This window comes from Pseudomonas sp. 1152_12, from assembly GCF_052850675.1.
This window is the reverse complement of the sequence record NZ_VXCW01000002.1, coordinates 536,469-550,075: the sequence shown is the minus strand read 5'-3', so window position 1 is coordinate 550,075 and position 13,607 is coordinate 536,469. Positions and strand designations below refer to the sequence as shown.

The 13,607-nt window shown below is 57.6% G+C and carries 6 protein-coding genes; 2 read left to right on the top strand and 4 right to left on the bottom strand.

From position 1 onward, the window contains the following. Window positions 1-59: 59 nt before the first annotated feature. The 4 genes from FW764_RS05090 to trhO form a co-directional block, all read right to left on the bottom strand. Window positions 60-2,534, bottom strand: a complete 2,475-nt coding sequence (locus FW764_RS05090) for an EAL domain-containing protein (protein ID WP_446433028.1) — start codon at window positions 2,532-2,534, stop codon at window positions 60-62. A gap of 71 nt (window positions 2,535-2,605) precedes the next feature. Beyond that, window positions 2,606-4,426 carry an ABC transporter ATP-binding protein gene (locus FW764_RS05085; RefSeq protein WP_446433027.1) on the bottom strand — a complete coding sequence of 607 codons (1,821 nt, stop codon included), beginning with the start codon at window positions 4,424-4,426 and terminating at the stop codon, window positions 2,606-2,608. Then, window positions 4,419-5,054: a DsbA family protein gene (locus tag FW764_RS05080; RefSeq protein ID WP_446433026.1), complete on the bottom strand. Its 636-nt coding sequence runs from the start codon at window positions 5,052-5,054 to the stop codon at window positions 4,419-4,421. Before FW764_RS05080 ends, FW764_RS05085 begins: the two co-directional genes overlap by 8 nt. A 3-nt stretch (window positions 5,055-5,057) precedes the next feature. Continuing rightward, window positions 5,058-5,999, bottom strand: a complete 942-nt coding sequence (gene trhO / locus FW764_RS05075) for an oxygen-dependent tRNA uridine(34) hydroxylase TrhO (RefSeq protein ID WP_446433025.1) — start codon at window positions 5,997-5,999, stop codon at window positions 5,058-5,060. Between the two features lie 236 nt (window positions 6,000-6,235). Here trhO and FW764_RS05070 point away from each other — a divergent pair, with 236 nt between their 5' ends. Beyond that, window positions 6,236-8,671: a Tc toxin subunit A gene (locus FW764_RS05070; protein WP_446433024.1), complete on the top strand. Its 2,436-nt coding sequence runs from the start codon at window positions 6,236-6,238 to the stop codon at window positions 8,669-8,671. A 36-nt stretch (window positions 8,672-8,707) separates the two neighbouring features. After that, the gene (locus FW764_RS05065; protein WP_446433023.1) at window positions 8,708-13,573 is read left to right on the top strand and encodes a Tc toxin subunit A-related protein; all 4,866 of its coding nucleotides are present in this window, start codon (window positions 8,708-8,710) and stop codon (window positions 13,571-13,573) included. Window positions 13,574-13,607: the final 34 nt, after the last annotated feature.

Below are 13,607 nucleotides of genomic sequence, written 5' to 3'. Positions count from 1 at the left end.
AAGGTGTCGATCACTTTAAGGCTCCTTTTTTAGTGTGATAGTACAGACCAGTGAAGGGTTCAGCGGAATGTGCCGGGCGCCTTGAACAACAGAGGCTGCGGCCGCACGGGTCGACACTGCAAGCTATCAAAGGTAAACAATTGCGGGCGTTCAATCAGATAGCCCTGAGCGTAATCCACACCGATCTCAAGTAAAGCCTGTTCGATTTGCGGTGTCTCAACAAACTCAGCAATGGTGCGCTTACCCATGACATGGCCAATGTGATTGATCACTTCGACCATGGCGCGGTTAATCGGGTCGTCCAGCATATCCTTTACGAAACTTCCATCGATCTTCAGGAAGTCTACAGGTAAATGTTTGAGATAGGCGAATGAGGACATTCCGGCACAAAAGTCATCGAGTGAAAAATGGCAACCTAACGCTTTGAGTTCATTAATAAAACGAATTGCACTACCGAGATTTGCGATAGCACTGGTTTCTGTTATTTCAAAACATATCATTGCCGGCGGAATGTTATAAGCCGTAAATTTCTCACGTAAAAATCCGAGAAACTCGTCATCACCAATGGTAATACCTGACAGATTAATCGCACACATCGCCATCGGCCGGCCTGGCCGCTCGCGAATACAGTCGGCGATAAGCGTGAACACATTCTCAACTACCCAGCGATCCAGTGACGTCATCAGGCCGTAACGCTCAGCGGCCGGAATAAAGCTGTCCGGCAAAATGATCCTGCCGGCTTCATCGTGCAGGCGCAGCAGAATTTCGATGTGCCCATTGCCGCCATTAGTCTGGCCCAAAGGCGAAATTTCCTGCGCATACAGACAGAAGCGATTTTCATCCAAGGCCATGTGCAGGCGCTGGACCCAGGCCATTTCACCGAATCGCAGCGTCAACTCCGAGTCGTCCGCATGGTAAACCTGCACACGGTTGCGGCCCTTTTCCTTGGCCATGTAACACGCCATATCGGCGGCACGCAGCGATGTTTCCAAGGTCGTCGGGGTTTGCGAGATATGCACCAGGCCAATACTGACAGTGGTCATGAATGGCCGCCCCTTCCACACAAAATGCAGGTTTTGCACGGTATGGCGCAGGCTCTCGGCGATCTTTTCCGCGACCGCTGCCGGGCAATGCTCCAGCAGGATGCCAAACTCATCGCCGCCCAGGCGCGCCAGGGTGTCACCTTCGCGCAAGTCCGATTGCAACAGCGCGCAGATATGCCGGAGCAGCTCGTCACCGGCGGCATGACCGCAGGTGTCGTTGACCAGCTTGAACTGGTCCAGATCGAGGAACATCAAGGCATGTCGCGGGTTTTGCTGGCGAGCGACCTGTTGCAGCACCTGTTCCAAACGGAACTCAAACTCGCGGCGGTTGGCAAGGCCAGTCAAGGCATCATGGGTCGCCTGCCACGAAAGGTTGGCGATGTACTGGCGCTCCTGGGTCATATCGTGCAGCACCAACACCGCGCCGCTGACCTTGCCGGCACTGCGGATAGGGGCGCCCACCAGGGTTACCGACACCGTACTGCCGTCCACACGCTGGATCAGCTTGGAATGCTCACTGCCGCCACCGAGTTCACCCTTGATGACGTGCTCTAACAAGGTAAAGGCATCAGGCTCGGCATTTTCATCGAGCAGGTTGAATAATGCCGCCAAGGGCAAACCCTGAGCCTGGGCCGTCTTCCAATGGGTCAGCGCCTCGGCGGCGGGGTTCATGTAGGCAATGGCACCATCAACATCGGTGGTGATCACGCCATCGCCAATCGACTCCAGGGTAATCTGCGCGCGCTCTTTCTCCGCTTGCAGGGCGCTGGCGAACGCGTGGCGCTGGGTCAGCAACTTGTGAGTACGTAGCAACGCCAGGGCAATCAGACCTAGGGCGGTGGCCAGGTTGGTGATCAACAATAGCCGCAGAATGACCCGCGAGCCTTCGCCCAAGGCGTCGCTGAACGCTTTCGCAGCCGGCGTCACGCCATCGTTGATGGCCGTGATGCGCCCCTTCCATTCCCTTACATCGCGGCTGCTGACCTGATCACTGCTGATCGCCCGGTGCATCGCCTGCGCAAGGTCGTCCAATTGCACCAGATAACCATCGCCCACGGTCCACAGTTCAATGGCTTTTTCCAGATAGCTGAAATGGCGAAAATTCAGGTACAGCCAGATCAGGCTGGACACATCATCAGGGTGGTTACCGCCTTTGAGAATGCCCAGGCGCGCGGCGGTGAGGTCGGGGGTCGGGCTGTCGAGGGCAATACGCAACTCATGACCGCCCTGCGGCACGGCGATGGCTTGCTGGTACTTGAGGTAAGTGGCGGGGTCGCGATTATCGGCGTAAAGCGTGAGGTAGTAGATAGCATCTTTCTGGCCCTTGGACCATAGGCTCTCCCCCGCTACATAACCGCGTACCGCTGAGAGAACGTAGAGACTGACGCAGCCTAACAATGCCTGAAACAGTACGACGGCGATGAAGGGCCAGACCATGCCCAACAGCCGAGGCCTGCTTAACGTCGCTCCGAGAGTCCGTTTTTGCTTCATGAAGTCCCTTGCACATGCACAGCCAAATACGCACGCGAAAATCCGCTCCCGATAGCACAGCCTAGGCTAATTCAACGCACTTGTTGCAGGTGCCCATAGAGTTTGGCGTACAACCCGCCCTCCGCGATCAATTGCTGATGGTCACCATCCTCGGCGATGTGCCCGCCGTCAAACACCAACACCCGATCAGCCTGCTTCACCGCTGACAGCCGGTGAGCGATGATCAGTGTAGTACGCCCACTGAGAAACCGCGCCAGCGCCTGGTGCAGGTTGTACTCGGTGGCGGCGTCCAGGGCGGACGTGGCCTCATCCAGAATCACCACTTTCGGATCGGCCAGCACCATGCGCGCAATCGCCAGACGTTGTCGCTGTCCACCGGAAAAACGCACACCGGAGCGCCCCACTATGCTGTCCAACCCCAAGGGCAATGCCCTCACGGTAGCATCCAACTGGGCGATTTCCAGTGCCTGCCAACAGGCCTGGTCGCTGCGGGCGCGGCCCATGGTCAGGTTGGCGCGCACGGTGTCATTGAACAACGCCGGGTGTTGCAGTACCACGGCGACGTTTTCGCGGATAGTCGCGAGGCCGATTTCCTGCTGGGTTGCACCGCCGAAACGAATACTGCCGGCCTGCGGCGTGTAAAGCCCCAACAGCAGTTGCACAAGCGTACTTTTGCCGCCGCCGCTGGCGCCGACAATCGCGACTTTCTCACCCGGCGCAATGGCCAGGTTCAACTGGCTGAGTACCCGGTCTTCACCGTAGCCAAAATCCAGGCCGCGCACCTCGATACCGACCGTCTCACGCCCGCTGAATGGGTCGGCGCCGCCGGCGTATTGCGGCTCGTCGGCGCGCGCCAGCAACTCGTTGATCCGCGTCAGCGCTCCGCCCGCGGCATAGAAGGCGTATTGCAGGTTCAGCAGCTGCTCCACCGGGCCGATCATGAACCACAGGTAGCTGAACACCGCGAGCATCTGGCCGATGGACAGGTCGGAAAACAGCACCGTGAGCATCGCCGCCGCACGGAAGATGTCGATGCCGAACTGGAACAACAAGCCACTGGCACGGCTGGAGGCATCGGTTTTCCATTGGGAATGAATGGCGTAGTCGCGCACTTCCTGGGCACGCTGGCCAAGGCGCCCCAGGAAAAACCCCTGGCGATTGCCGGCCCGCACTTCCTGGATGGCGTCGAGGGTTTCGGTCAGGGCCTGGGTGAAGCGCGACGTGCTGTCGTTCTCAAGCTTCTTCAAGTGTTTGACGCGCTTGCCCAGCTGTACCGTGGCGTAGATCACCAAGGGGTTGAACAGCAGGATCAGCAACGCCAATTGCCAGTGCATCCACACCAGGACTGCCGAAGTGCCCACCAGCGTCAGCATGGCCACCAGGAAGCGGCTAAGGGTTTCGCCGACAAACTTATCCAGGGTATCCAGGTCGGTGACCAGGTGCGTAGTCACCGTACCGCTGCCCAGGCTTTCGTACTCGCCGAGGGAAATGCGCTTGAGCCGTTCAATCAGGCGCACGCGGATACGATAGACAATGTCCTTGGCCAGCCGCGCAAACAGGCGTGCCTGCACCACGTTGAACACCAGTGCGCCACAACGCAGGCATAGCGTCACCAACAGCATCAGACCGATATAACCAGCAGCCTTCTGCCAACCCAGGGGCAATGCGTTGTTCATCACTTTGAGGGCGGCATCGCCACGGCCCAACAGCACTTCGTCCACCAGCAAGGGCAGCAGCAATGGAATCGGCACGCTGCACAGGGTGGCCAGCACGGCGACGCCATTAGCGATCCACAAGGCTTTTTTGTGACGCAGGGCCAGGCGGCGAATGTCCGCCCAGGTCAGTCGGTCAGTGCGCTTGGGCTGCTCGGCAATGTCAGGCTGATCATGCACAGCTAGCTCGCTCCAACCAGCGGGCAAGCAATGGCGATAGCTCGGACAGCGGCTGATAGCCGTTGGTCAGCAAAGCCAACTGGCCATTACGTTCGGCCAACAAGGTTGGGAAACCGGCAATCCCCAAATCCTGCACCCAGGTGAAATCGGCGGCCGTCGCGGCGTGCTGCTCGGCACGGTCGAAGGCACCGGCAAACTCGATACGCGGTATGCCGGCCTCTTCAGCCAGCGCCACCAACACGCTGGCGAGGGTCACGTCCCGGCCTTCGACATAAAACGCGCGCTGGATCAGCCCCAGCAACGTCCAGGCGCAGTCCGGCGCCAGGCTGCGTGCAGTGACGATGGCGCGGCACGCAGGCTCTGTGTCGTAGACGAAACCGTCGGGCAATGCACCTTCACGCTTGAACGGCTGGCCGGTGGCCTCGGTGACTGCCTGCCAATGCTCCAGAATGTAGCGCCGGGTCGTTGGCTCCAACGCCGCGCCGCTGCCCGTGCGCAAGCCGCCCACCACCAGGTGCACATCCACGCCGGCCACCTGGGCCTGCTCGACCAACGCCTGCGCGACCGGGGCAAAGCCCCAGCACCAGGAACACATCGGGTCCATCACATAGAGCAGGCGCGCGGGCATGGGTCAGGCCTCGGAAGGGGTTTGCTTATAGTTGAAGCCAATCGGGTGCGGCATGTTGCGAGCCTTGGCCAGCTCGATCTGCTTTTGCCGGTCGGTTGCGCTACGACGGGTCTTCTCCGGCAGCTTATCCCAGCAATGCGGGCAACTGATGCCAGCCACATAATGCTCGGACGCACGGTCTTCTACGCTCACGGGTGTGCGGCAGGCATGACATTGATCGTAGTCACCTTCGCTCAAGTCGTGGCGTACGGTCACGCGGTTGTCGAACACAAAGCAGTCACCCTGCCACTTGGTTTCTTCCTGGGGCACTTCTTCGAGGTACTTCAGGATGCCGCCCTTGAGGTGGTAGACCTCATCGAAACCTTGGCTGAGCATATAGCTCGAAGCCTTCTCACAACGAATACCGCCGGTGCAGAACATGGCGACTTTCTTGTGTTTGGCCGGGTCGAAATTGGCTTTGATGTAATCGGGAAATTCGCGAAAACTGGTGGTTTTCGGGTCGATCGCGCCTTCAAAGGTACCGATGGACACTTCATAGTCATTACGCGTGTCGATCAACAGCACTTGCGGGTCGCTTATCAGCGCGTTCCAGTCCTGCGGGTTGACGTAGGTGCCGACTTTTTTGTTCGGGTCGACGCCTTCGACGCCCAGGGTCACGATCTCTTTCTTAAGCTTGACCTTGGTGCGGTAGAACGGTTGGTCATCGCAGTACGACTCTTTGTGGTCGATGTCGACCATGCGTGGGTCGTTCTTGAGCCAGGCCATCAGGCCATCAATGCCTTCGCGGCTGCCGGAAACGGTGCCGTTGATGCCTTCTTCGGCGATCAGCAAGGTGCCTTTGATGCCATTGTCGACCATTGCCTGCAACAGGGGCTCGCGCAGGGCGACGTAATCTTCGAGGGTGACGAACTTATACAGTGCCGCCACGACGATCGGTTGAGTCATGGGTGTTGTCTCCAGGTGGCTACCCTCGTAAGGGGTGAACCGGATGTAGAAAAATGCAGGCCAAGCCGCGCGGCGCGCATTCTAACAAAACCACGACGCCACTGCATCGACACTCAGTCACCGATATTTCCTTGACTCACTCACGGCTTTGGCTGACCTCGGCCCGCACAGCCTAAGTGATAGCGTCTTGCGTCGCCCATTGGATCCACCTTTGGGCTCACAGGAAGATCGATGACATGGAAACTTCAAACCGCTCATTATTGGCCAGACTGGTCGAACGGCCCGTCCCTCCAGGTGTTGGGAAGGTCGACTTCACCACAGCCATGCATCAACTCGGCTTCACCAGCGTCTTTGACATCGTCGAGCTGCCCAAGACCGAGTTCATCCATCAACTGGCCCGCTGCAATGATGACGATGGCGCCCAAGCTTACGAAAACGCGCTGTCCTACACCACGCAGTTGCAATGGCTGTACGACCAACAACAAGTGAACGCTCCAGCCCCCACGCGTAGCAAACGCGACGTGGAATCGAACGTGCCCAGCCGGCTCAACGAGGACTGGGGGAATGCCTGCCACCCCGATGCCATCGCCGCTATTGATTCGCCTGTCGCCTACCTGCGTGCACTGTTTCTTTTTGCAACTCAGCTCGAAAAAAACGGCAGGGGAACGAAAGCCAAAATCCCCTTGAACCAACGCCGCCCAGACCTGAAAACATTATCGATTGACCACGATACAACCTTTGCCCAGCGCCCGCTGCTGACGCTGATCGATGATATGTTGCACAAACAGATCAAACTCCATCACCCGCAGAAAAAGTTGTACCCGCTACTCAGCACGCAACACTACCCCTTGACGCTGCCTTACCACCATCATCACCTTCAATGCCGCCTGGGGCTGTCGGGAACCCAGCACGCCTTGGGGGAGTTGAATTATCGACTCAGCAAGCGGCTACCGTTTGACGATGCCGGCAGCGCACTGTACGGCACGGTCAAAACACGCAATGGTGAGGCGCAATGCCTGCTAAGCGAACTGAACCCCCAACAGCAAGAACTCTTGACGCAGCCACCCGTCACGCAAAGCACACTGTTTGAAACCTACTTTGGCAGCCCCCTTGCACCGAAAAACCTTGACGAGTTTCTGAAATGTACGGCGCTGGACACTACCCAGTTACAAGCCCTTCTGGCGCAAAACAGTTTCGCCCCCCATGCCTCCCGCTCGAAACCTAAAAACACGTTGCCGACCTATGGTGCCCGCTATGTCAATGGCACAAACCCTCAGCCCAAGCTAAAGGTCGGCCAACTCGGCGACGGGAAAACTGCGACACTACTCAATACCACCCCTGAACGGTTCGACCGCCTGCATCGGATGATCCGCCTGCAAAAGTGGGTCGATCTACCGTTCGCCGAACTGGACACGCTGATCGTCAGCGCCATGGCGCTTGAGGGCACAGCCGACACCAAGCTTGAGATAAGCAAAAATACCTTGCGCGCACTGGGGGTCTACCGATACCTCCGTCGGCGCTACGGGCTTAAGCCGTTGGAGTTTTCGGCGTGGCTGGATCGCTTACCCCTGCAAGCCAGCGCCAACGAACAACCCTTATTCGATCAGGTGTTCAATCGCACACTGTTGTCCGGGCGACCGCTATCGCTGGACAACCAAACCTTCGATTCACATACCCGTCAGCAGCTTTGCGCCGCGTTGGCGTTGAGTGATACGCCCGATTCGCTGCAACTGCTGACAGACGCATCAGCCAAACCTATCGTTAGAGATCTTGCCACGTACTCCGTGATCTATCGGCTGGCACGCATCGCCGAGGTTTTCGGCCTTTCTATCTTGCACTGTAAACAACTGGCCGACCTGCTCGGCCCGTCCACCTGGAGCAATCTGGCCAAACCCACATTGAGCAGCGAGATGGACTTTCTCGATGTACTCATGCAATTGGACTGGGCCGTCACCTGGCTCAGGGACAGTAACACCCGCGTAACGCAGTTGCGCCAGCGATTGCTGCTGGAGCCCGCCGCTGATAACCCGGCGCTGAAGCGCTGGGTCGACGTACTGCCAAAGGGACTTGAGGCGTGCATCCAACAGTTTTTGGAAAACCCAGCGCCGGCCCTCTACAGCAATGAGCTTAAGCTCTACTACAAGCTACATTTCAAAATAACGGAGACTGATCCCAACCACCTGATCCTGCTGGCGCCGGATATCACCACGCTGTTGCCGTTGCCGGTTAACAGCGCCTCACTGCGTCAATTGCTGCTCAACCCCCATTGGCTGAACAGCGTTAAGTCAACCACAGAGCTGGTCGAGCTGAGCCTGGGCACACTCTATCTGTTGCAGCGTTTCAGAGACTGCTGCGATACGTATGGCCTGGCACAGGACGGCCTCTTGGCGTATTTCCAGAGCGCCAACAGCAACGAGCCTCTAACCCTCGATACCCGGCTAAGTCAGTGGTTGGGGTGGGACGAAGAAGAACTGCGGGTACTCACTGAGACCTTGCCCGAACGCAGGGTCAAGTCCATGGACCAACTGGATTGGATCATGCGCTGTCGACACGCCTGCACCATCACCCGGCTCTCCAGCCAAACACTGCTCAACACCCGCGAACTGGATAACACCAGCGACTTCAGTAAATGGAAGCTCGTGGGCGAAGCCATCATCGCCGCACATCAATAACGGCTAACTCTCAACCCGCAGACTCAAGGAATGACCATGTCTGAGACCCTCGACCAGCGCCTCAATGAAGCCCGGCGTGATGCCATGCTGAGTTACTATCTGGCTCACTGCATCAGCCCCGCCCTTAAAAACTCGTTGCACACACCCAATGACCTGTACGACTACTGGCTAATGGACGTACAAGTCAGCCAAGCGGTGCCAACCAGCGAGGTCGCCAGTGCGATCACCAGCCTGCAGCACTACATCAACCGGATTCACTCGGGCCTCGAACCGGGTTATGAAACCCAGGGCATGTCGCCTCACGAGACCCTGGCCTGGCAGCAGTCCCTGCACACTTACCCCCTGTGGAGCGCCAGCCAGCAACTGCGCTATCACCCGCAAAACTTCCTCGACCCCACGCTGCGCGAGGACAAGAGCGAGAGCTTTGAGCAGCTGGAAAACGAGCTCAACCAGCATCGGATTCAACCCGCCACCGTGCAGAACGCCGTGCAAGGCTACCTGTCACGGTTCGAAGAAGTCGCCAGCATTCAGACGCTCAATGGCTACATCGATGGCACTGTCAACCAGTGGGATGCCAGCACCTACTACTTCGTCGGTAAATCGGCCGCCGATGAGCTCTATTACTGGCGTTCGTTGGACCTGTCCAAACGCTCCACCGTCAAGGCTGAGGCACCCGCGCCCCTGGCCTGGACAGACTGGAAACCCATCAACCTGACGTTTCCCGCCGATACGCCTGCCCACAGTATTCGCCCCGTGATGTTCAATCATCGGTTGTTCATTGTTTGGGCCGAGAGCATCAAGCCTGCGCCCTACCAATCCTTCAAGGCACAGGGAAACGGCAATGGCGACAATGGGGACGAGGACGACCACGAAAAACAACGCCAGGCTGAGTGGCTGAACAGCCGGTTCGTGAAGTTTCGCCTATGTTTTTCCTATAAAAAACTGGATGGCACTTGGAGCCTTCCGCACACGGGCCTGGAAGAACACTGCGTTACGCGGGGCATCAACGCGCTCAAATCGGCGCAACTCATCAGCATCACACAGACCGTTGCCGTGGTTGATAGCCGCGCCCCTCACACACTGTTCCTGGGTATAAAGGCCAATACGCTGAATCATGGCAGCGACCAAATGGGCGAATTCTTCCAGGCCATCAGTGTCGATCAGTCATTGGGGATAAAAATCGTCGCTTCTGCGGGCAGCCCTGGCCAATACAAGATCGTGCCGGGCTCCGACGTTGCTCAGGAGGCCATCAGGTTGCTGGAAGCCTATGAGGCTAGACAAAACACGCCACTGCAGAGCGCTTTGTTGGGCGGCGTCGACCCCGACAACGTATTTTCCAGCGTGTTACTCCCCCCGTTCGCCCACCGATACTTCCTCCTGTTTTTCGATATAAACAAGGACAACTTACAGTTCAAGACCCACGTCGCGCAGAAGCAGGACAAAAGAACCGTAACCTTGACGGCTCAAACACTCGAGGCCGAACACCAGAAAGCGTGGGACTTTGAATCCAGAAGCAAGGATATAGAGGCTGCCGATATCGCCGCCACAACCTTTGACTCCGTCACCAACGAGTTGGCCTTCACCTCGAAAATCGCTCAGCCCTTTCTGCAGACTTACAGCGTCACCCTTGCATCCCGGCACTCCGAGCTCAGCATTACCCTGGTCACCAAGTCTGCGTTGCATGACTCGACCCTATCCGAAGTTGAACTCATAAACGGCTCTACCATCAGGATCGACTGCGCGATACACCCCGTCACGCCCGCCAAATACCACACGATGTTCTTTAAAAACCCCAGGACCGGAAAAACCTTTTCCAACGCCATTTATGACAATGGCTCCCCGTTGTTGAGCCTTACCCCTGTGCCGATAACGATGCCGGACTTACGACCCGTGCTGAATAATCAAACAAAGCAAGTCACTGAATACTCCCTGGAAGGAAAGTTTCTCAACAAAAATGCGTTTATCCACTTATATACCCATCATCAGGATCCCTTCCTTGCGATACTCGACCGCTACAGCGACTACAACCTGCCAGGTGATGATGCCGCAAACAGAAAACTGCACTTCATAGATAACGTGAGGCTCGAGTCCACCCATACTTACGCGCCCACGGTGCGTTTCTACAAACACGTCATCATGCAGTCAAAACTGGAAGACGTACCCACACCGCAAGCCATCAATAACAACACTGCCCGAATCCTTAACTTCACGGACACCGAACACGAAAGTCTGGCGGGCGCGTCTCCGGAATTAGCCGCCGGGCATCTGGCGAGTGCACGGATAAAGTTACCCGATGAGCAAACTGCATCAGCCATCATGGTGATCCATGGCGTCATCACACTTGAGAGTCAAGAGAATAAGGTAAAAGTTCTCGGCTATGCACTCAAGGCCGTCAGATGCGCCCTCGGTACATCCCCTGCCGTCGACACGCCTGCGCATTCCCCGCGAATCACGCGCCAACAGCAAAACACCGGAGAGACTGCCGAATCCATTGATTTTTCCAGCAGCTTAAACCCGACGATCCCGGCAATCCGACTCAATACCAGTGTTGCGAGTCAATTGACCCAGACCGCCATGCTCAGCTTCGACCCTTCATTTTTACGCTCCCCTGAGGATTGGACGGAACCGACATTAGCTGCTGACGCCTCACGCGTGGCCCTGGACTTTCAGGGTGCGCACGGCAAAAGTTTGCGTGAACTGTTTATCTATTTGCCCTGGACCATTGCCCATTACTTCAATCAGCAACAGCAATACGCTCACGCCGAAACCTGGTTGCACTACCTGTTCGACCCTCGCCAACCCAACGCCGGGGCGTTGAGTTCGGTGCCAAGCGCACCCGTCGAGCTGAGCTACGCCTGCCAATACCCCGAGAGCCCGCATTACCTGGCTCTGAGCTTTGTGACCTACCTGCGCAAAGCGTTGTACTACCTCAATGTGGATATTCTGCTCAATCGGGGCGACGCGGCCTATCGCCAGTTGAGCCCCGACAGCCTGGCCGAGGCCAAACTCTGGTACATCCAGGCGCAGAACCTGCTCGGCCCGCGCCCGACGGTCACGCGCGCCGATACCTGGACCTCGCGCACACTGGAAACACTGGCGACAACTTCTTCCAAGGCACTACGCCCGTTGGAGCATCAGCCCGAATACACCAATCAACTGTCTTCACACTGTAAAAATATAGGACAACGCACCTGGCTCACGGACAGCCCCTACTTATACCAACCGCTAAACACGCAACTGGTTGCACGCTGGGACACATTGGAAAGTCGCCTGCATGGGCTACGCCATCATCTGGACATTTCCGGCAAGCCGTTGCGCCAAACCCTCTTTGCGCCCCCCTTGTCCCCCGTCGCCCTGCTGGCACGCAACGCACAAAGTACCGCGGGTGGCGCCAGTGCCCTGCCACCGGTCCGTCCGGAAGTGGGTCACTACCGGTTCCAGATCATGCAGGGGCACGCCCTGAGTGCGGTCGACAGCTTGGCGCAGTTCGGCACCACGCTGCTCACGCTGATCGAGCGCAAGGAACAGGCGCATTACCTTGAGGTGCAACAGCAAAACGCTTGGCAATTGGCCGAACTGGTGTTGACCCAGCAGACCCAGGCCCTGGCCATCGATGAAAAAAACAAAGACGCGCTACGTCGCAGCCGCGCAATCGTCCAGGGGCGATTGGACTTCCTGACGCGCCAGCTCAGCGAAGGCATCAGCACAGGTGAAATGTCGGCCGGCCAGCACTACCTGGAGAGCGCCGAGTGGGAGAGAAAAGTCGCTATTGCCGGTATGGGTGCGGGCGCCGCCATGCTCGTGCCCAATATCTTCGGTACGTCGTTCGGTGGTATGCGTCTTGAAGGTGTGTTTCACGCCTACCAGGCCTTCGCCCAGGGCGAGGCCAACGCCGCCCGCGCCAACGGTAACGAGCTGGAACGTACCGAACAGTTGAATCGTCGCGCTCAGGAGTGGAGCCACGCCGAACAACAGGCCCGCCTGGAGCTGGCCCAGATCGACGCCCTGCTGCTGGTGCATGCTGAGCAGGAAAAAGCCACTCGCCTGCAACTGCGCAGTACCCACACCGCATTGGGCCAAGCCAAATCAGCCTACCAACTGCTCGGCATGCGCTTTACGGGGGCACAGCTTTATCAATGGCTCACTGCGCAACTGAGCACGTTCTATTACGCACTGTATGACAGCGTCCACTCCCTGTGCCTGGCCGCTGAAGCCTGCTGGCAGTATGAGACCGCCGAGAGCCGGCAGTTCTTTCAAGGTGACGCCTGGCACCACACCTCCCGAGGACTGTTGAGTGCTGAAAATTTGAAACTGAACCTGGTGAAAATGAACACTGCGTACCTGCAGCACACGCCACGCGAGCTGGAAATCAGCAAAACCGTGTCGCTGCGCCATCGCTTGATCGAGTGCTCGGTCACAACCGAAGGAAAGGCTTCTCAAGCCACCAAAACCTGGGCCGAGCATATGGCGGGGCTGGTAAGCAGCGGCACGATTGGTTTTGCCCTGACCCAAGCGTTGCTGGATGAGGACTATCCTGGACACACCCTGCGGCGGATCAAGCACGTCAGCGTCTCACTGCCTGCCACGCTGGGGCCTTATGAAGACATCAAGGCGACATTGACCCAAACCAGCAATAGCATTCAGATGCCTGATGGCATCACCAGAACCGACTTCAGGGCACACCAGCAAATCGCCTTGTCACGCGGGCTGGATGATGACGGCCTGTTTACCCTCAGCTTCGACAACGATCCGCGTTACCTGCCGTTTGAATACACCGGTGCCGAGTCGACCTGGCTCTTGAACTTTCCCAAGCCGCTGCAGCAAAAAAATCTACTTGAGTCCATCACCGACATCATTATTCATGTGCGCTATACCGCAAGGCCCGACGGGAGCAAAGCATGAGCACCCAAGCGAATGAATCGCCCCTCAAGGTGCC